Source organism: Salinivibrio kushneri (genome assembly GCF_005280275.1).
Lineage (GTDB): Bacteria > Pseudomonadota > Gammaproteobacteria > Enterobacterales > Vibrionaceae > Salinivibrio > Salinivibrio kushneri.
Window position 1 is genome coordinate 1,311,400 of sequence record NZ_CP040021.1, and the last position, 19,083, is coordinate 1,330,482.

16 protein-coding genes and 3 tRNA genes are annotated in these 19,083 nt (G+C 50.6%); 10 read left to right on the forward strand and 9 right to left on the reverse strand.

Annotated features, from left to right (window positions below):
• The first annotated feature begins 175 nt into the window (after positions 1–175).
• On the forward strand, positions 176–1,384 hold the full coding sequence (gene emrD / locus FCN78_RS06315; RefSeq protein ID WP_077658608.1) for a multidrug efflux MFS transporter EmrD: 1,209 nt from the start codon (positions 176–178) through the stop codon (positions 1,382–1,384).
• Between the two features lie 164 nt (positions 1,385–1,548).
• Here the strand turns inward: emrD and FCN78_RS06320 are convergent, their stop codons facing one another.
• The gene (locus FCN78_RS06320) at positions 1,549–1,884 is read right to left on the reverse strand and encodes a DUF440 family protein (protein WP_069361267.1); all 336 of its coding nucleotides are present in this window, start codon (positions 1,882–1,884) and stop codon (positions 1,549–1,551) included.
• 200 nt (positions 1,885–2,084) lie between these two features.
• Between FCN78_RS06320 and FCN78_RS06325 the strand changes: the two genes are divergently transcribed.
• The 3 genes from FCN78_RS06325 to FCN78_RS06335 all read left to right on the forward strand — a co-directional run bounded on the left by FCN78_RS06325 (position 2,085) and on the right by FCN78_RS06335 (position 5,468).
• Entirely contained in the window at positions 2,085–2,927 is an 843-nt protein-coding gene (locus tag FCN78_RS06325) for a hypothetical protein (RefSeq protein WP_077486213.1), read from the forward strand.
• 345 nt (positions 2,928–3,272) lie between these two features.
• Positions 3,273–4,643 (forward strand): YjiH family protein, encoded by a 1,371-nt coding sequence (locus FCN78_RS06330; RefSeq protein ID WP_412458333.1) that lies wholly within the window; start codon positions 3,273–3,275, stop codon positions 4,641–4,643.
• Between the two features lie 183 nt (positions 4,644–4,826).
• The gene (locus FCN78_RS06335) at positions 4,827–5,468 is read left to right on the forward strand and encodes an esterase/lipase family protein (RefSeq protein ID WP_077658609.1); all 642 of its coding nucleotides are present in this window, start codon (positions 4,827–4,829) and stop codon (positions 5,466–5,468) included.
• Between the two features lie 18 nt (positions 5,469–5,486).
• Here FCN78_RS06335 and FCN78_RS06340 read toward each other — a convergent pair whose 3' ends face one another.
• Both FCN78_RS06340 and FCN78_RS06345 read right to left on the reverse strand, forming a co-directional pair.
• Positions 5,487–6,764, reverse strand: a complete 1,278-nt coding sequence (locus tag FCN78_RS06340; protein WP_077605484.1) for a DASH family cryptochrome — start codon at positions 6,762–6,764, stop codon at positions 5,487–5,489.
• Between the two features lie 151 nt (positions 6,765–6,915).
• The gene (locus FCN78_RS06345) at positions 6,916–7,248 is read right to left on the reverse strand and encodes a DUF3392 domain-containing protein (protein WP_069361264.1); all 333 of its coding nucleotides are present in this window, start codon (positions 7,246–7,248) and stop codon (positions 6,916–6,918) included.
• A gap of 100 nt (positions 7,249–7,348) precedes the next feature.
• On the opposite strand from FCN78_RS06345, the gene FCN78_RS06350 reads away from it, so the two are divergent.
• Positions 7,349–8,290: a Gfo/Idh/MocA family protein gene (locus FCN78_RS06350; RefSeq protein WP_077658610.1), complete on the forward strand. Its 942-nt coding sequence runs from the start codon at positions 7,349–7,351 to the stop codon at positions 8,288–8,290.
• Between the two features lie 26 nt (positions 8,291–8,316).
• Here FCN78_RS06350 and FCN78_RS06355 read toward each other — a convergent pair whose 3' ends face one another.
• The gene (locus FCN78_RS06355; protein WP_201258637.1) at positions 8,317–9,657 is read right to left on the reverse strand and encodes an ABC1 kinase family protein; all 1,341 of its coding nucleotides are present in this window, start codon (positions 9,655–9,657) and stop codon (positions 8,317–8,319) included.
• Positions 9,658–9,923: 266 nt separating this feature from the next.
• Here FCN78_RS06355 and FCN78_RS06360 point away from each other — a divergent pair, with 266 nt between their 5' ends.
• The 5 genes from FCN78_RS06360 to FCN78_RS06380 all read left to right on the forward strand — a co-directional run bounded on the left by FCN78_RS06360 (position 9,924) and on the right by FCN78_RS06380 (position 15,965).
• Positions 9,924–11,597: a methyl-accepting chemotaxis protein gene (locus tag FCN78_RS06360; RefSeq protein ID WP_077658612.1), complete on the forward strand. Its 1,674-nt coding sequence runs from the start codon at positions 9,924–9,926 to the stop codon at positions 11,595–11,597.
• A gap of 166 nt (positions 11,598–11,763) precedes the next feature.
• Complete coding sequence (locus tag FCN78_RS06365) at positions 11,764–13,512, forward strand: formate--tetrahydrofolate ligase (RefSeq protein ID WP_077658613.1); 1,749 nt, start codon at positions 11,764–11,766, stop codon at positions 13,510–13,512.
• 62 nt (positions 13,513–13,574) lie between these two features.
• Positions 13,575–14,309: a zeta toxin family protein gene (locus FCN78_RS06370; protein ID WP_077658614.1), complete on the forward strand. Its 735-nt coding sequence runs from the start codon at positions 13,575–13,577 to the stop codon at positions 14,307–14,309.
• Between the two features lie 290 nt (positions 14,310–14,599).
• Positions 14,600–15,073, forward strand: a complete 474-nt coding sequence (locus FCN78_RS06375) for an NYN domain-containing protein (protein WP_077658615.1) — start codon at positions 14,600–14,602, stop codon at positions 15,071–15,073.
• Between the two features lie 67 nt (positions 15,074–15,140).
• On the forward strand, positions 15,141–15,965 hold the full coding sequence (locus FCN78_RS06380) for a Cof-type HAD-IIB family hydrolase (protein ID WP_077522130.1): 825 nt from the start codon (positions 15,141–15,143) through the stop codon (positions 15,963–15,965).
• Positions 15,966–16,138: 173 nt separating this feature from the next.
• Here FCN78_RS06380 and FCN78_RS06385 read toward each other — a convergent pair.
• The 5 genes from FCN78_RS06385 to FCN78_RS06405 form a co-directional block, all read right to left on the reverse strand.
• Positions 16,139–16,215, reverse strand: a tRNA-Val gene (locus FCN78_RS06385).
• Between the two features lie 13 nt (positions 16,216–16,228).
• Positions 16,229–16,305 (reverse strand) — tRNA-Val (locus tag FCN78_RS06390).
• Between the two features lie 23 nt (positions 16,306–16,328).
• Positions 16,329–16,405, reverse strand: a tRNA-Val gene (locus FCN78_RS06395).
• 177 nt (positions 16,406–16,582) lie between these two features.
• Entirely contained in the window at positions 16,583–17,587 is a 1,005-nt protein-coding gene (locus tag FCN78_RS06400; RefSeq protein ID WP_077658616.1) for a DUF3080 domain-containing protein, read from the reverse strand.
• 119 nt (positions 17,588–17,706) lie between these two features.
• The gene (locus FCN78_RS06405) at positions 17,707–19,077 is read right to left on the reverse strand and encodes an MATE family efflux transporter (protein ID WP_077599842.1); all 1,371 of its coding nucleotides are present in this window, start codon (positions 19,075–19,077) and stop codon (positions 17,707–17,709) included.
• Between the last annotated feature and the right edge of the window lie 6 nt (positions 19,078–19,083).

The following is a 19,083-nucleotide window of genomic DNA, read 5'->3' on the forward strand; positions in this document are numbered from 1 at the left end:
CTTTAATATAATAAAGAATCGGGATCGTTATGATCGACTCTGATTGCGACATGCTCTCTTAAAGCCTATCATTCGCCTGTCTATCATTAGGTGGCAGAGTGGGTTAGGCCTTTATCCTTAATCTCGCCACCTATTCCTTACTTATTTTCGCATAATTATTTTTAGGAGTGCTGGTATGTCCTCGGCAATGCCTATGGGCAAGCTATTGCTATTGATCGTTCTATTAGCGGCGGTTGGGCAAATGACCCAAACCATGTATGTACCATCCATCGGTGCAATGGCGGACGACTTCGCCGTATCGCCCGCTTGGTTGCAAGCGGTGATGGCTTGTTATCTTATTCCCTATGGGTTATCACAGTTTGTTTATGGCCCTGTCTCCGATCGCATCGGCCGCAAGCCGGTTATCTTGTTTGGTTTAGCATTGTTTTTAGTCGGGACGGCTATCACCTTATTGGCGACCTCCTTTGCGATATTTTTACTGGGCAGTATTGTTCAAGGCGCGGGGATTGGCTGCGGCGGTGCCATGGCGCGCACCTTAACCCGAGATTGTTTTGCAGGAGCCAAACTGCACCGCGCCAACAGCCTAGTCAGTATGGGACTGATCTTTTCTCCCTTAGTTGCCCCGCTTCTGGGAGGGTTTTTAACCGAGGCTTTACATTGGCGTGCCAGTTACTTCTTCTTATTGTTACTCGCGGTATTGGTTTATACCATTATGGCTTGGCGCTTTAGCGAGACCTTGCCCGCTGATTTACGGCAACCTGGGCATTTTGGCGCGCGCTATCGTCATGTGATGCGATCACGTCAGTTCAAAGGCTATTTGCTATGCTTGATTACCGTTTTTTCCGGTGTGTCTTTGTTCGAGGCAGCGGCGGGCGTGATCATGTCAGATGCGTTGGGGTTATCTCCGAGTATGATTAGTTTGCTGTTTGTCGTCCCCCTGCCGGCTTACTTAGTCGGGTCAGGCCTGTCGAGTCGGCTTTCCGAGAGCATGGGGTATTATCCTACCCTGACATTGGGTGGTGTCTTAGCCTTGTTAGGGGCAGGAGTTATAGGTTTACCCGGTATGCTCGGTGACGTCTCACTCTATGCGTTGGTCGGTGGCGGCTGTGTGTATTTTGCTGGCGCAGGTATTCTCTTTCCGGCTGCCAGTACGGGGGCGATTAACCCTTTCCCTCACCATGCGGGTACCGCAGGGGCCATTCTTGGCGGCGCGCAAAATCTATTGGCAGGCCTAGTAACACTCGCGGCCAGTAGCCTCGGTGTGGCGAGCCAATTGTCGTTAGGGATAATCATGCTGACATTGGCGACCCTGGCAAGCTTAGGACTGGTGACCAGTTATCGCGCTCAAGCCCATGATGACGCGGATTCTGTGACCGTACTGTAATCATTCAACCGGGGATTATTCCATGAAGTCAGCACCAGTCCGCACCGATAACGCTTAAGTCATGTCTCCGCGACAGGGTATCCACAACTGACTGGACGCTATGGGTGGGACAGTCGCATCCACAACGGCAGCACCTATCGCTGCCGTTATCCTGTGGGGCAGGGCTAGTGGAGCTGTGTTGGGCTGCGCTTCCACAATAAATGACAGAATTTATTATCGGGATCTCGGCTGATGAGCATACGCACAAAGACTTCATCTAACACCTCAGCGCCAGCTAAACCCATTTGCACCTCGGCACACTGAGACAAGTCAACATCGGCGCCCACATGCTCTGGCCAATCACTATTGACCTCAACCACCACAGCGCCCCCTTCTTCTTCAAAACGGGACTCATAGAGCATTAAATCGTCGAACTCCAAGTTGTCTGGGGCCGTTTCGGCAAAAATCTCGAACGCGATCTCTAACACGGTCTCCAAGCTGAGTTGATTCTCTTGCGTCATGATAAGCTCTCATTGTCTGTATGTATGCGCACTATATCATGCTGTACGGGGTATCTCAGCCGCGCCGTACCGGTTGCCTTTTACAAAGACGTACCTAGAGCGTATACGCATTCCTCCTCCCAACCGTCGGTGTCCATGGTGAAATCGACAACCTCTGGCTAAAATAAAAGCAGACCCACAGTTAGAGCGTTGATTTGTTTATGCAGATGACCAACAATAGCGCGCGTACCCAAACCTGTGTGAAAGTCGTGACTCAGTTGCAACCCAGAAACGCCTATTTACCGGAGCCCGACCGGCGCGCCCCGTTCCAATCTGAATTTATCCCCGTGATGATTAAAGCGGTGAAGCAACTCCGTGGCTTGCTCGGCAAGCGGCTTCACAGCGTCTATGTGAGTGGAGATATTGTTTGGCGGCGGGCCGTGGTGAATGAAAGTGTGCTATCGCTGACGGTGGTGTGCCAACACGCCTTGACGCTTGATCAATCGAACGCATTAAACACCTTGCTCTGGCGATTAAAAACCAGCCATAGCAAGGTGATCAGTGATTGTCATATCGATATCGTGACCGTGTCACATGTTAGAGATCTCTCACAAATCTTTCACTGGGGATTCTTTTTTAAGCACAGAGCCATTTGCCTCTATGGCCAAGACTTGTCGGCCAGTTTTGGTTTATTTGAAGCCAGCTGGGAAGTGGCGAAGGCGATGAATCCAGATATCTCTGACAAACTCGCGCGTGCCAAACAAAAGATCACTGCCGCCACCACATGGAATACCCAGCTCAATACAGCTCAAGCGATTGCGGATACCTTGATACGCGGTGCATTTGGTTTGGTACTTCATAAAGAAGCGTATTGGAGTGAATCACTCAACGAGTGTGCGGATGCCTTTATCAAACACTACCCGGATAAAAAAATGGCGATTGAGCGACTTTTTATCCTGCTAGAGCGCAAACCGGTAAAAAAACGTGCTGTCATGACCCTCCTCAATGACTTTGGCGATTGGTTGATCAAAGAATACGCGCGCATTGACTTTAAAATTGGTTAACGAGCGTTTGGCAACGATGCGGGCGTTGGACGCTTGAGCATTAAGCGTATTCTGTGAGCCAACCCGCCTCATTCTCTACAAGTGAGTAACAGAATCTGATCTTGGTCAATAAAACGACGTAACAAACTTTTCACAAAAGGTGGTTTGTTGAACTATAAAACCACCATTAGGCATGTGCAATCTGCTTTTGGGGTGTATTTATTCAGTATTTATGACTAAATAGTTATTTACATCCTGTGCATGATTCGATAATCTGCATGTCAGTTAGTCACGGTGAGTGAATAATTAATCAGCAAAGGCGCTGATACTCGCGGTGAGATAAATATAAATTCAGGATTCAGACGTATGCAAAAAACTGACACTCTCTCTACGAAGTCACCTTCGATGAGAAACATTCTGATGTTCGCAATCCCATCACTATTGGGGTTGTTCCTTTTCATGACGCCCGTCAGTTTCGGTGACAGTGTCACTATTCCGATTGCGGTGATGGCGAGCAGTGTCTTGGACTTACTAGGTAACAGTGCAACAGCGGTCGTCACTGCCTTAGTGGTGTTGAGTGCCGTTGTTTCAGTGTTGGTTACGCTGACCAAACCTGCTGTTATCATGCGAAATGGCTTTCTTAATGGCTTGTTTAACGTCTCACCCGTATGGCTTGTCACCCGTGTTTTCGGGGCTGCCTTTATCGTGATGGCGTTTTATGGCTTGGGCTCGCCGGTCATCATGGGAGAAACAACGGGGGCCTTTGTGCTCAATGAGCTGCTGCCTACCTTGTTGTCTGTGTTTATCTTTGCTGGCCTATTACTGCCGCTATTGACCAGTTTCGGTTTGCTTGAGCTGCTTGGCGCGATTTTCACCAAGGTAATGCGCCCACTATTCGGTTTACCGGGGCGTTCTGCGGTTGATTGTGCCGCGTCTTGGCTAGGCGATGGCAGTGTCGGTATCTTGATGACCAGTAAACAATATGAGCAAGGTTTTTACACCCAGCGTGAAGCAGCAGTGGTTGGTACGACGTTCTCTGCGGTTTCAATCAGCTTTAGTTTGGTGGTGATAGCCCAAGTTGACTTAATGCACATGTTTGCCTGGTTCTATCTCACCGTCTGTCTAGCGGGGATTGCCGCGGCGATTATCGTGCCTCGTCTACCGCCTCTGAGCTGGAAAAAAGATGCGCTTATCGATAACGCTGAGCGTGAAACCAATGATGAAGTCTTACCGGCTGGTCACAATACGTTGAGTTATGGACTGCACTGTGCACTGACACGTGCCGAGAAAATTCGCTCGGTAAGCAGTGTGCTAAAAGAGGGCGTACAAAACGCCGTCGATATGGTTCTCGGTGTATTGCCGGTTGTGATGGCGATTGGTACTGCCGCGTTGATGGTCGCCGAATACACCGATGTGTTCAGCATCCTAGGAGCACCGTTTGTACCATTGCTTGAACTGCTGCATATCCCTGATGCGGTGAAAGCGTCTGAGACCATGGTGATTGGTTTTGCAGACATGTTTATCCCGGCCATCTTAGCCGCAGAAATCGACAGTGAAATGACCCGTTTTGTGATTGCTACGGTATCGGTGACCCAGCTGATTTATATTTCGGAAGTTGGGGCGTTGTTGCTGGGCAGCAAAATCCCAGTCAAGCTGTGGGAGCTGTTCGTGATCTTTATTTTACGTACGCTGGTCACACTGCCTGTCATCGCGGGGATTGCGCACCTGATTTTCTAATTAGACATCACGCATAAGCCGCCATGCGCGTCCCAATACATCATCAACGCCTCACTGTTTGTGGGGCGTTTTTTGTTAACGCGTCCTCGTTGTTGTGATGCAAGCTCTCTGTCGTATCAACCCCCTATGGGCAGCAAGGGGCATACCTTGGTATGCTGGACGCAGCGGCGAATGGGAGGCGGGATGAAAATAGTGACTCTTCATGGGTTATACATGCATGGCGTATTTTTGATTCCGCTGTGCGAGCGCTTGGAAAAACAAGGGCATCAGGTACTGAATGTTTCTTATAATACGCTTAATCCGGATCTGGATGATATCACCGCTAAGATAAATGCTTTTATTGGCGACCAGCCCGCGGTCTTGGTTGGTCACTCGATGGGCGGACTCATTATTCGCCGTTACTTGGAACAGCACACAGAGCAGAACGATAGACCACCTCTCGACATTCGTGCCGTGATCACCTTGGGCACACCGCATCAGGGCGCGAAGTTGGCACGTATCTTTGGCGATCTGGGGTGGGGCGGCTGGTTGTTTCAACGCAGCGAAGAGATGCTTATCCCTGACAAGGTCAAACCCTGGCAAAACCTTCCGCCATTACATAGCCTTGCCGGCGATTGCCCGTGGGGACCCGCTGGATTGTTATTAAAAGACCAAGTTTGCGATGGCACTGTGCTGGTTGAAGAGACCAAAATCGAGGGCATGATCAGTCACGATCTGTACCCGGTGACCCACATTGCCCTCCTATTTTCTCGTCGGGTCAGTGATCGTGTGATTCAGTTAGTCGCTCAATATACGTCGGCGGCTGTGCCAGCCGCCGAGGGCTAAAGTGGTGATTTTATAAGGTCACTTTAGTTCGGATGATTCGTGTTCTCCCACCCAAGTCTTAACAAATGTGCCATCGGGATCGTACTGTGCTGCTTGTTTATCGAGATTAAATCGGCGGCTGCCGCGCGGATCGGCACCAACGCCTGCTAAGTATTGCCAATTGCCATAATTAGCCGCTACATCAAAATCAATCAGTTGTTGTTCGAAGTACGCCGCGCCATAGCGCCAATCAACGCCTAATTCATGGATTAAGCAGCTGGCGACCAATTGTCGACTGCGATTAGAGAGCCAACCCGTTTGCTTAAGTTGGCGCATCGCCGCATTGACGATAGGAAAAGGCGTGGTGCCTTCACGCCACGCCATAAAGGCTTCGGCATAAAAGGTCGTGAGTGGCCGTTTGTTGGCAATGCCTTTAAAGGCAAAAAAACGGGCACCGTAGTGATACAGCATCCATTGGAAATACTCGCGCCACAATAGCTCGAAATATAGCCAATAGGTGGACTCGTTCTTCTCGACATTGCGCTCATAGCGATCGAGCTCTGCAGCGACCCAGCGCACGGATAAACTGCCGTTAGCTAGCCAGGCCGATAAGCGTGACGAAAAATCCCAACCATCCAAGCCATTTCGCGTTTCTTTATAACGCTGAATGCGGTGAGTATCCCAAAGGTAATGATTGAGCTGCGCGCGGCCGGCTATTTCACCGCCCTGATAAGGGGCTATTCGGCGATCAGACAAGGGCGCGGGGTCGGACTTAATCGCTGTGATGGGGGCAGGCAACGACTCAGGCACCGGCAGCGGCAGGCGCGGCATGAGCTCCCGTTTTTCCACCGCTTTACGGAATTGGGTAAACGTGGCAGGGATATCCGGTAAATCAAAAGGTAGTTGGTGCTGGGTAAACAAGGTGTGAGCATCCGAGACGACCACTCGCTGTGGAAAGCGCTCGACCAGCATATCAACCTGATGACGCTCGCGCGTGCCTGGGTGATCCGTCACGCCAATAAGATCAAACGCGTGATCCATACACAAATTCGCCACCACCTCGAGCGGCTTGCCGGTGCGAATGATCAGCTTTTGTCCCATCGCATCCAGCGCGCGATGCAGCTCGGTTAAGCTTTGCCATAAAAACGCTTCTCGTGGAGCTCCGAGGTGCTTGCTTTGAAAGTGATCCGCGCGATACCAATTTGGATCAATCACAAACACGCAGGTTAGTTGATCGCAGCTCGAGGCTAAATTGGCGAGTGCAGGGTTATCATGTATTCGAAGGTCGTGGCGAAACCACATTAATCCGCGTTGCATACATCTCTCCTTTTTCTCACCAATACGCCAAGAGGCCACCGCCGGATTGCTTGATGTGTCTCGTTGGCGGACAATTCATCGATATCATGTAGCAAAGCCTCTCGCTCACATTCGTAACTCAACGGTTGTGGGTGAGTGTAGTGGCTAGGCGTTAGATTTGTCGCTGCCGTTGTGCCCACATACCAATAAAAATAAAGGTCGCGACCAAGCCGGCAAAAAGCCAATGATCTGGCCATCCGCGCATTTGTCGTGCCAACCAAGGGGAGACGGCGATAATAAAAGCACCGTAACCAAAGGCATTGATCGCCACAAAAACGAGTGTACGCACGATAAAATGATGGCCGGTCAGTAAACGGCGTAGCGTCCGGTTGATATCATTGCCAAAAACCACCAACAGTGACGCGACAATCGCCACTGCAATATCACTGAGCCAGGGTGTTAACCATGCGCCCGCCTGAGAAAACCAAGAGATTAAAATATTCATAACGATTTACACTGTGTAGAATGCAGCTAGGTTACTGATTTCTGCTGGCGACTTCCAGCGCGGACTTGGCCCGCGGGAACGCACGATGTAAGGAGAAGGCATGAAGATCGCATCGATCGGGTTAGGGGACATCGCACAAAAAGCCTACCTGCCATTGATGGCCAACTGGCCGGGGCTGGAGTGGGTATTGTGCAGCCGTGATAGCGCGAAACGGGCGGCGCTGGCCACGCAATATCGTGTGAGTGAGACCGCAAGTGATATCCACGAGTGCTTAGCCTTAGGGGTGGATGGGGTGATGATCCACAGCGCGACCGACTCTCATGCGGCCTTGATTCGTACCTGCTTACAAGCAGGCGTGCCAGTGTTTGTCGATAAACCCGTTGCTCAATCAGGCGCGGAGGTTGAAGCCTTATTCAACCTTGCAGAGCAACAACAAACCCCCTTATTTGCCGGGTTTAACCGGCGTTATTTGCCTTTGCTCAACACCCACCTTAATGGCCAGCGCCCTGAAGATGAGCTGGGCACACCGCTTTTATCGTTGCGTTGGGAGAAACACCGTCATGCGCTGCCCGATGCGCCACGTCGTTTTGTTTTTGATGATTTCATTCATCCGCTCGACAGCATTAATGTCCATGGTGACATCAATATTGATGACTTGGATGTGTTTGCGCAATTTAGCGAGGGCTTGCTCGGGCGTTTAGATGTGCGTTGGCACCGCGACAATAGCTTGTTTGAGGCCAGCATGAACCGCCAGTATGGGGTCACCAAAGAAACCATTGCCGCGGCCTATCGTAACGAGTGCTATTTCTTTGATGGCTTTACCCGCGGTGCGCGCATGCAAGACAACGTCACCACACAGCTGACCTTGCCAGATTGGACGGGTATGCAAGCGAGCAAAGGTTTTGCCGCGATGCTCAGCCATTGGTTTGAGGTAGTCAGCGAAGGGCGGATTGATGCTGCTTTAACCGCTCGTAATGTGTCGAGCCACTGGGCCGCGGAAGATTTGGTCGCCTATTGTGAGGCGCTGCGCGATAGCCCCTAGGACACCGCGCCGCACGCTGTGGGTGGTTACGCTTCGACCGACTTCGCCGTGTGTGAGTGGATTAAATAAGGCAGCAACAACTGGCGGACATTAAAGCTGACGTTTAACTTGGCCGCCAGCAAATACAACCCGGCAATTTTACGGTGTAAAAACAGCGCATCCGCCGGCGGCGTGTGCCAATAGCCTTGCTCCATGCTCAGCGCCATCCCTCGGTTACGTAAACGGGTCGCTAAATCGGCGTCGCCAAAATTAAATGGCGCATCCGTTGCGATCGGCTCACACGCCGTGTTCACAAGCTCCAGCACGCTGGCTTTTTGCTCCGGCAAGATGTGCTCGGCAAAAAAGCCAATTTGGGTCAGTGCCGCCTCAATACCCACGTTGTCTTTTTCAATCGCCGCTAAAAATAGCTTGCGATAGCCATCGGTAAAGGTCGGGGCATACTGACGGGTGGCGCCAAAATCGAGCAACACCACACGCCCGGTGTCAGGCTGATACAAATAATTGGCAAAGTTGGGGTCGGTTTGTACTTCACCGAATACAAAGACTTCCTCAAACAGCAACTGGAATAAGCGACTGATCACACGATGACGAATTGTCTCTGAGGCGTTGTTGAGCCGCTCAATCGGTTCTCCTGCCATATAGCTCATGGTGAGAACGCGATCAGAGGTAAGGGCTGCGTGCACTCTTGGCACCATTAAACCGTTGGCATTTTTCAAATGGTCGCCAAACCGTGTCAGTGCTTGTGCTTCTTTGCGGTAATCGGCTTCGTCATGCAGCTGCTGCTTGGCTTCATCGAGTAAGGCTTGATAGTTGGCTTCTTTGGGGAGCAGGCCACTGAGGCGCAATAAGGTGATCACATTATCCACATCGCTATCAATGCTGTCTTTGATGCGCGGGTACTGTACCTTTACCGCCACTTTTTCACCGGCATCGGTATAGGCCTCGTGCACTTGGCCAATCGATGCTGACGCGATGGGTGAGAAACGAAAATGAGTGAACTCAGCCTGCCAATTATCGCCCAGCTCGTCATTAAGTACTGCTTTAAGCTGCGCCGGAGGCATGGGCGTGGCGTTACTGCGTAAGCGGGCGAGCAAATCACTAAGCTCTGGCGGGATCAGATCTCCTGCATCCATCGAAAGCAACTGACCAACCTTCATCGCCGCCCCACGCAAATCCGCCAGTTTATCCGCCACGTGGGCAATATTGGTCGGCGACATTACCAGGTCCTTACGACTCGGCCGATTACCCTGGGCAAACTTTTTGGTTCCTTCCCACGCCACATTCGACGCCACCCGTCCCGCCAACGAAGCCAGTGCACCAAAGCGAGAAAACTTACCATGCGGCACTTTACGATTTTTCATAGCCACCTCCTGAATACGCCACTAAGAATACGGGATAAATAGCAGAATGGTTTGGTGAGACGAGTTGCTCGCTCTCACACAGACGCGAGTTAAAGAGTTAAATCCACACCAGGATATGACAAAGACCTTTCCATTTACATGACATTCCAACCCGGGTCACAGCCCCGGGGGTGAAACTGCGTTTAGATCAAATAAAACAGCAGTTTATATTTTTGTCTGTCTAGTTAAGTAGTAGCATTTGCTTACAAAGTTAGTCTGCAGGGTAATTGCCAATGAAGCTGATGTTTAAAACGAAGATACTGCTACTTGCCATCGTGCCACTGATCGCCTCGATGCTGATTATGAGTGCGGTAACGGCCTATAACGAACAGGCATTAATAGAGGAAAATATTGCTACGTTTCGGGACAAGCTGGTTAACGAGCGTAAAAAGCAACTAAAAGAAGTCACTCAGGTGGCGGAAAACATCGTTAAGCGTATTAATCCTGGCACCAGTGATGATCGCTTGGCCGAGGTGAAAACAGCGCTCACAGATGTACAGTTTGGTGACGCGGGTTACTTTTTTATTTACAACAAACAGGGGATCAATGTGTTTCATCCTGTTAAGCCTGCGCTTGAAGGGAAAAACCTGATTGATTTTACCGATCCGAAAGGCAACAAGGTCATTCAGGGCCTGCTTGAGGCCGCACAACGTGGCGATGGCTACTTCAATTTTATGTTTGATAAGCCGGGTACCGATGCGCTGATTGATAAAATAGGCTATGCGGTAATGGTGAATAACGGTCAGTGGCTATTAGGCACAGGTGCCTACACCGATGACATTGAGCAAGAGGTCGCAGCCTATCGCACCGACGCAAAGCAAACCCTGGATGCGCAAATTTTCCGTTTAACCTTGCTTGGGCTAGGTACGGTAGTGATTACCGGCTTATTAGTGAGTTGGTTTGCGCAGCGTATTGGTGAGCCGGTGAAAAACATGCTCGATAAGCTTAATGATATCGCCAGTGGCGAGGGTGATCTCACTCAGCGCTTGCACGTGCATGGCCATGATGAGATCGCTCAACTTGGCCATGCGTTTAATCGTTTTGTAGAGAAACTGCAGCAGACTATTCAGCGTGTGGCGCAAGTGACGGCACAAGTAAACAGCACCGCCAGTGATATGGCTCAGCAAACATCTGCGGTAGCGCAAAAACTACAAACCCATGATAACGAGACCGAGCAAGTGGTCACCGCGGTAACAGAAATGAGCTCTGCTGCGCAGGAAGTGGCACAGAACACTACTCAGGTTGCTGATGCCGCTACGTCTGCCACCCAAGACGCCCAGAATGCACAAACCCAAGTGCATGAATCTATCTCGTCGGTTGAGCGGTTGGTAGCGAAAATGGGTGAGTCGAGCGGGCAGGTGGACCAGCTTAAAGCCCAGTCGGACAAGATCACCTCGGTGCTGTCTGTGATTGGTGAGATTGCCGAGCAAACCAATCTACTGGCGCTGAATGCGGCGATTGAAGCGGCCCGTGCGGGTGAGCAGGGGAGAGGCTTTGCGGTAGTGGCTGATGAAGTGCGCACCTTGGCCAGTCGCACCCAAACCAGCACTCATGAGATCCGTGACATGCTCGATGGCCTGCATGTGCATGTGGATAGTGCGGTCAAAACCATAGCCGACAGTGATCAAGAGTGCCAAAACATGGCAACGATCTCATCAGAAATTGGCGAGCGAATCACCTCGGTGAGTGCGGCTTTTTCGCAAGTGAACGATATGACCTCGCAAATTGCCAGCGCAGCATCAGAGCAAACCACGGTCACCGAAGATATTCATCGTAACCTCATATCAATACGCGACATTGTCACCAGCTTACTAAACGCGAGCGAGACGTCGTCACACGCGGCGGAAGAGCTGAGTTCGCTTGGCCAAGATCTCGATACCTTGGTCGGGCAATTTAAAGTCGCTTAAATCACGCTTAACTCGCTCCCACGCGCAAGCATAGGCGCGAGGCATGATAAAAACGTTAAAGGACGCTTACGGCAAGCGTCCTTTCGCTTTACAATAGCTATTTTAGCGGTATTATGCTCACGCAAACGTTTGCTTTAAACATATTGTGCGCTGTTGAGAGGGTTTCATGCTGCCTGATGTCGAGATTTGTCGTAATACCACACTCGCTCCCATATCTACCATTGCCAAGCAAGCTGGCCTCATTGACTCAGAGTTTAAAACGCAAGGTAGCTATAAAGCCAAAGTTTCTCTCGATTGCGTAAAGCGTCTTGCCTCCAACCGAACGGGAAAGTTGGTTCTGGTCACCGCCATCACTCCCACGCCCTTGGGTGAAGGAAAAACCGTCACCACCATTGGCCTGGCGCAAGGCTTAGCGAAGCTGAATCATTCTGTGACAGCGTGTATTCGTCAGCCTTCGATGGGGCCCGTATTTGGTGTGAAAGGTGGCGCAGCTGGCGGTGGTTATTCGCAAGTGGCTCCAATGGAGGAGCTCAACCTCCACCTAACGGGAGATATTCATGCGGTGACCGCGGCGCACAACTTGGCTGCTGCGGCTATTGATGCGCGAATCTATCACGAGCAACGCCTAGGCTATGACGATTTTGAGGCGCGTAGTGGCTTAAAAGCGTTAAAAATCGACCCAAGTCGTGTGGTATGGAAGCGGGTGATGGATCACAACGATCGCGCCTTGCGTATGGTAACTGTGGGTAAAAACGAGCCTGGCAAAACCATCAACGGCTACGAGCGTGAAGGCGGGTTTGATATCTCGGCCGCCTCCGAACTAATGGCGATTTTGGCGTTGGCGAGCGGTCTTCGCGATCTGCGTCAGCGCATCGGCCGCATAGTGTTGGCTTATAGCCATACCGGTGAGCCGATCACCACCGAGGATTTGCAGGTGGCCGGCGCGATGGCGGTGAGTATGAAAGAAGCGATTGAACCCACGCTCATGCAAACCTTAGAGGGCGTGCCGACGCTAATCCATGCCGGCCCCTTTGCCAATATTGCCCATGGCAATTCGTCGATTATCGCCGATAACATTGCCCTCAAACTGGGTGACTATACCGTCACCGAAGGCGGCTTTAGCTCAGACATGGGGTTTGAAAAAGCCTGCAACATCAAAGCGCAAGCATCGGGTAAAGCGCCAGATTGTGCGGTGATTGTGGCGACATTGCGTGGCTTAAAAGCCAACTCAGGTCACTACAATTTACAGCCTGGTCAGCCCATGCCCGACGCGCTCTTTGCGGATGATAATGAGGCATTAGTAGCAGGGTTCGAAAACCTCAAATGGCACATCAACAATGTGAATCAATATGGTGTACCGGCGGTGGTGGCAATTAATCGCTTTCCACAAGACAGTGATGCCGAGCTTGCGACACTCAAGGCGATGATTGAAGCCCTGCCCTACAAGGTAAGAGTAGCGATCAGTGAAGGCTTTGCCCAAGGTGGTGAGGGTACGCGTGAACTGGCGGAACAAGTGGTCGCGCAATGTGAAACCGATGCATCATTCTCGCCCTTGTATCGTGCCCATCAAAGTTTGGAAGAAAAACTGATGGTGGTTGCGGAAGTCGGTTATGGCGCGGGAAGCGTGACGTTAAGTGAAACCGCGAAACAGCAACTGCAACAATTGAAAGCGCAAGGGTATGACGGTTTGGCGGTCTGTTTGGCGAAAACGCCGCTGTCTATTTCAACCGATGGTGCGATAAAAGGCGCTCCCAAAGGCTTTGATGTACCGATCCGCGAGTTGAAACTATGCGCGGGTGCCGGATTTGTCTATGCCTTATGCGGCAACGTGATGACTATGCCTGGCCTACCGGAAAAACCGGCATTTATGCACCTCGACCTCGATGATGAGGGTAATATTGTTGGATTGAGTTAATGACTTAGCGTCCGAGCAGAGTGCTAGGACTGGATGACGTTGCTGGTTTAAAGGCGAATTCAATGGATGATCAACAAATTACGGATAAAGCTATAAAGCAAGCAAAAGCAATGAAAAAAGTGATTGCTAGAAAGCTTGTTGATCATTTGCCCGAGGAGGAGGAAGCGGCTTCTGTATTTATGGCAGGGTCGCCAGGCGCAGGTAAAACGGAAGCGGCTAGAGCGATGGTTCGTGCTTTTAAGAATGAGCACGACCTGACATTGGTGCACATAGAGAACGACGAGTTAAGAAAGGAGTTTGAAGATTATCAAGGTTATAATTCGCCCTTGTTTCAGCGTCCAGCTACAATCTTGGTAGAGGCTATTCATGATCGTGCTTTGAAGCGAAGAGTCAGCTTTATTCTTGATTCAACGCTTTCCAATTTCGATAAAGCGAAAGATAATATTGAGCGATCTTTGAAAAAAGGCCGCTTTGTTATGATTGTTTTTGTATATCAAGAGCCAGTGCAAGCTTGGCGGCTAGTGAAAGCGAGAGAAAGTGTTGAAAGCCGTCGTGTCCCTAGTGAAGTCTTCATCAATCAGTTCCTAAAATCGCAACGTGTGGTGAGTGAACTAAAGAAACTATTTAGGGATCAGATTGATATCACTTTTATTGAGAAAAACGTCGATGGCGATAACAAGAGACCACACTTTAACGTCAGTGACATTGACGCGTTATTGCGCAAAAAGTACAATCGAGAATCGCTTGAACGTATCGTCGGTATAACGAGAGGAGGAAGCCATGCAGAACAAGCGTAATAAGGTAAAATCTACCGCTTTCTCTGACTTCGTACGTCACTCATCGTCGAGAGAAAAGCGAAAGTTTTTCGATAAAATAGTAAGAGAAACGATCAAAGAGCAGCAAGACATGCTCACAAAGGCAGAGCAAACGGCTAAGTGTCAGTAATCGTTTATATTTCTCGTGAGAGCCGCTGTTGTCAGCGGCTTTTTTGTTTTGGCTAGACGCGGCGACGCTTGTGATTGTCTTCAAGGTCGCGTGATGTGGTATCCTCTCTGGCTTCAATTCTCCCACCGACTGTGAGCCTGACTTGAAAAAAATCGCGGTTTTTGTCGACGTTCAAAATATCTACTACACCACACGCCAAGCCTACGGGCGTCAGTTTAACTATCGCCAGTTGTGGCAAACCCTCAATGACATGGGGGAGGTGATAACCGCGTATGCCTATGCCATTCGCCGTGATGACGATCAGCAAATCAAATTTCAAGATGCCCTGCGCCACATTGGCTTTACCGTCAAGCTCAAACCTTATATTCAACGCGCCGATGGCAGTACCAAAGGCGATTGGGATGTGGGGATTGCTATTGATGTGATGGAAACCGCTCCCGAGGTCGATACCGTGGTGCTGTTATCTGGCGACGGAGATTTTGACTTGCTGATGAACAAAATCCGCGCGCGCTATCACACTGAAGCGATCGTGCTTGGTGTGCCTTCCCTAACGGCTAATTCCTTGGTGAGCAGTGTCGATCGCTTTATTGCGATTGAAGACGATATGTTGTTGTAGGCACGGCGTTTAGTTTGTGGTTCTGGGACAATTTCTGATTTTATTTTGATGTTGAAGTGAGTAAACGATGTACAAATTAATCGCCTTGGATATGGACGGCACCTTGTTAAACAGCGAGAAAGCAATCTCTGCTGAGAATAAGCAAGCCATTGCCCGCGCGCGTGAAAAAGGCGTGACTGTGGTATTGGCGTCCGGTCGGCCGCTTGAGGGCATGCAGCCTAAGCTGGATGAGTTGGGTATCCATTCAGATAAAGACTTTGTGCTTTATTACAATGGCTCGATGGTGAAAAACGTGGGGACCGATAAGGTGATCTTGCAAAAAGGGCTCGACGGAAAAGCCGCTAAAACATTGGCTCGGCACGCCGAGGCACTGGGAGCCTCTGTGCATGCCTTTAGTACTGAACATGGTTTGATTACCCCAGCACAGAATCCGTACACCGAGATTGAGGGCAAGATCAACGGCCTGGATATTACCGTGATGGATTTCGAGACCCTAAGTGATGATCATCCGATTATCAAAGTGTTGATGGTGGCGGAGCCAAGCAAGTTAAATGAAGTGATCGCCGCTTTACCATCCGCGCTGCGGGAGGAGTTTACAGTCGTACAAAGTGCGCCTTTCTTCCTCGAGTTTTTAAACCCTGAGAGCAATAAAGGGACGGGGGTGGCCGCCATTGCGGAGCATTTAGGTATTCAACCTAACGAGGTGATTTGCATGGGCGATGCTGAAAACGATCACGCGATGTTGGAATATGCGGGCCTTGGGATTGCGATGGCGAATGCCATGGAAGCAACCAAGCAAATCGCGGATTACATTACCGAGAGCAATGATGAGCACGGTGTGGCCAAAGCGATTGAAAAGTTTGTGTTAGCGGCCGATAGCGCCGTAGCGTAAAACGAACAAGCAAGAACAAATGGGGTGGGTGTTTGTGCCTGCCCCGTTTTTATTTCATGGTATTGATGGCGTATTCGTAGCGCGTTTTGGCGTGAGCCTATCTAGCTTTAATGAGCCGATAGCGGTATTCGCGCAAAACAAAAAAGCCTGCTTAAAAGCAGGCTCTCTGGAAATGGTGCGTCCGGGCAGACTCGAACTGCCGACCCCCGCCATGTCAAGGCGGTACTCTAACCAACTGAGCTACGGACGCGAATTTCAAAATGTGGTGCGTCTGAGTGGACTCGAACCACCGACTTCCACCATGTCAAGGTGACACTCTAACCAACTGAGTTACAGACGCATAGTTTAATTTTTCAAGCAACGTGGTGCGTCCGAGTGGACTCGAACCACCGACCCCCGCCATGTCAAGGCGATACTCTAACCAGCTGAGCTACGGACGCACAGTGCTTGAAAGCGGGATGAATAGTAGCGAGTTCATCTGTGTCACGCAAGCGCTTAAGCCCATATTTTTGCGTAGAAACGACTGTTTGGCGATTTGATCGTCAATATGGCGATGTTTTCGCTATCTGTCATGCGTGAGTGACTGTTTTAACGGTGACGCGCTGATTGTTGATGCGTTATTGGCCGAGTTTGACATCGCAACGCTGGAACAATTGTTGCCAGACATCAGCATGATGTTTAATCGCCGCTTTGTAGGCCTGATAAGCGTCTCCCTTCCAGTAGGCGTTTTTGTAATCGTTAAATGTGTCAGGCGTGTTTAAGCTCGCAAGACGCGCAAGAGCCGGGGCAAGATCGCGATACAGCCCATCTACCCGAGCCAGATATGGCTGCACATCACCCACGTAAAACTTATAAAAGACAGTCTGCAGGCGTTTTAAACGGGTGGTATCGAAATTACCGCCGCAACGCACTTTATCTTGATGGTTAGCAATCAGTTCACTGGTTTGGTTAAGCCAAGCGGTGTGATAGCTCAAGCTCACAAACAAATCGCCTAAAATTGGCTGTTTTTCGATGCTTTCTTGCCAGTCTGTAACAGACTCTGTGGGCGCTTGGGTTGAGGGTATTAATTGGCTAAATTGCGCAATGGTGTTGACCGCATTGCTATGTGCCGGAAGCTCGATGGGGAGCGTAAACGCCGGCAAGTTGAGCTGCGCGCGCCAAGCATCACTATCAATCAAGGTATTCCAGATCACTTTCTCCCGCTGCTGGCGTTTAAGCGCCAGCGCCTTTTCTAGCTCAGCGTGAATACTTGGATCCTTCACTTGCGGCAAACACTGCGCCGCGGTATCGATGAATTTGAGCTCGTAGTCAAGTTGGCGAAAGCGATCCGCGACTTTACCCAAGGATGAGTTACGTTCTGCAATAAGGTTGAATAAGCCACACTGGCGAAGCTCATAGGCATCGAGCACCCCCATTCGCAGTTCATCAAGCGGCTGAACCAGATCGCGTTTACGTGGCAATGTCGGTAGCTCAGGGGCGGTGAAATCGGGGGTTGGCGCATCCAACACATTCCCAAGTCGCTGATAGTAGTCGGTCATCATGTCCTTGGCTGGATCATCTGATTGGCATCCCGCTAATGCTGCTAACGATATGACGAGTATTGCGGTTTGTATTCGGCGCATGATGTCGTTTTTATCCTTTACCTTTTCAGACTCACTGCTTCATTTTACGCGAGCGATCCAACCCGCGATCGCTCTGCGTAGTGTTAGCTTAAGCGCATTGGCGGGGCTATGTCATTTATTTACCGCTCTGCCATGGCTAGTTGGAACTCGGGGGATTGTTGGCGCATCCAGCGTAAGCGTAGACCCAACAATACAGCCGCACTAGATAGGCCGATAATAATGCCAACCCAGAAACCATGTGCGCCCATGGCCGGCACCAGCCAGTCTGTCATACCAAGCACATAACCGAGCGGCAAGCCCAGCCCCCAGTAGGCGATTAGGGTGCGTTGGAAAATCGCGCGCATGTCTTTGTAGCCACGCAGGGCACCGGCGGCGACTACTTGAATGGCATCGGTGATCTGATAGATAGCCGCTAATAACATCAATGATGAGGCCAGCGTGGCGACGTCGGGGTTATCCGAATACAGGGCGATAATGAGATCGCGTAGCCATACGGTGAGTAGAGCAGTGATTACGGCCGTGCTGACACCAAGCCAAATACCAATTTTAGCGGAATTGGCCGCGCCTTCGGTGGTGCGTTTGCCCAATAGGTGGCCGACACGAATGCTGACTGCCACGCCAAGGCTCATCGGTAACATAAAGATCATGGTGGAGAAGTTGATCGCCACCTGATGCGCGGCCACGGTTATCGGCCCAAGTGGGGCGATTAAAATAGCAATCGCCGCAAACAAGGTCACCTCGAAGAAGAGCGAGGCCGCCACGGGGAAGCCGAGTTTAAATAAGCGGATTTGCTCTTTGATAATCGGCGTGTAAAGGGTGGCGAATAGGTGTAGACCACTTAGCTTTTTGCTTATCATCACATACGCGGCCATCAGCGCTGCCATCAGCCAGTACACTAGCGCGGTGGCAACGCCACATCCGACGCCGCCAAGTTCTGGGGCCCCCAGCTTACCGTAGACGAACATCCAGTTAAGCGGCACGTTAGCGGCCAGGCCGATAAAACCTATTACCATTGCTGGAACTGTGAGTGACATGCCTTCACATAAGTTACGAATCGCTTGGAAAAGCAAAAAAGCCGGGACGGCCCAAACCACGGCATGTAAGTAACCAATGGTCTTAACCGTGAGCGCCGCTTCGACATCCATCAAGTCAATAATAAAGCCAGCTTTATATAAAATGAGCCCAATCGGCACGCTTAATAGCAGTGCCATGTACACGCCCTGCTGAAATTGAAAAGGGATCTGGTTTGCTTTACCAGCCCCGTTGAGCTGGGCAATCACCGGGACCATCGCCATTAGCAAGCCGATGCCAAATAAAATCGCGGGCATCCATATGCTTGAGGCTACCGCCACGGCCGCCATATCGGTAGCACTGTAGCCACCTGCCATCACGGTATCGACAAACCCCATAGAGGTTTGCGCTATTTGGGCAATAAAAACAGGCACACTCAGCCGAACAATGGCTCTTGCTTCATCATGGTATTGCTGCACGTTGGC

Excerpts from the sequence above, each read along its gene's own strand:
- emrD (WP_077658608.1), top strand. The coding sequence starts at position 176 with ATGTCCTCGGCAATGCCTATGGGCAAGCTATTGCTATTGATCGTTCTA.
- FCN78_RS06320 (WP_069361267.1), bottom strand. The coding sequence starts at position 1,884 with ATGACGCAAGAGAATCAACTCAGCTTGGAGACCGTGTTAGAGATCGCG.
- FCN78_RS06325 (WP_077486213.1), top strand. The coding sequence starts at position 2,085 with ATGCAGATGACCAACAATAGCGCGCGTACCCAAACCTGTGTGAAAGTC.
- FCN78_RS06330 (WP_412458333.1), top strand. The coding sequence starts at position 3,273 with ATGCAAAAAACTGACACTCTCTCTACGAAGTCACCTTCGATGAGAAAC.
- FCN78_RS06335 (WP_077658609.1), top strand. The coding sequence starts at position 4,827 with ATGAAAATAGTGACTCTTCATGGGTTATACATGCATGGCGTATTTTTG.
- FCN78_RS06340 (WP_077605484.1), bottom strand. The coding sequence starts at position 6,764 with ATGCAACGCGGATTAATGTGGTTTCGCCACGACCTTCGAATACATGAT.
- FCN78_RS06345 (WP_069361264.1), bottom strand. The coding sequence starts at position 7,248 with ATGAATATTTTAATCTCTTGGTTTTCTCAGGCGGGCGCATGGTTAACA.
- FCN78_RS06350 (WP_077658610.1), top strand. The coding sequence starts at position 7,349 with ATGAAGATCGCATCGATCGGGTTAGGGGACATCGCACAAAAAGCCTAC.
- FCN78_RS06360 (WP_077658612.1), top strand. The coding sequence starts at position 9,924 with ATGAAGCTGATGTTTAAAACGAAGATACTGCTACTTGCCATCGTGCCA.
- FCN78_RS06365 (WP_077658613.1), top strand. The coding sequence starts at position 11,764 with ATGCTGCCTGATGTCGAGATTTGTCGTAATACCACACTCGCTCCCATA.
- FCN78_RS06370 (WP_077658614.1), top strand. The coding sequence starts at position 13,575 with ATGGATGATCAACAAATTACGGATAAAGCTATAAAGCAAGCAAAAGCA.
- FCN78_RS06380 (WP_077522130.1), top strand. The coding sequence starts at position 15,141 with ATGTACAAATTAATCGCCTTGGATATGGACGGCACCTTGTTAAACAGC.
- FCN78_RS06400 (WP_077658616.1), bottom strand. The coding sequence starts at position 17,587 with ATGCGCCGAATACAAACCGCAATACTCGTCATATCGTTAGCAGCATTA.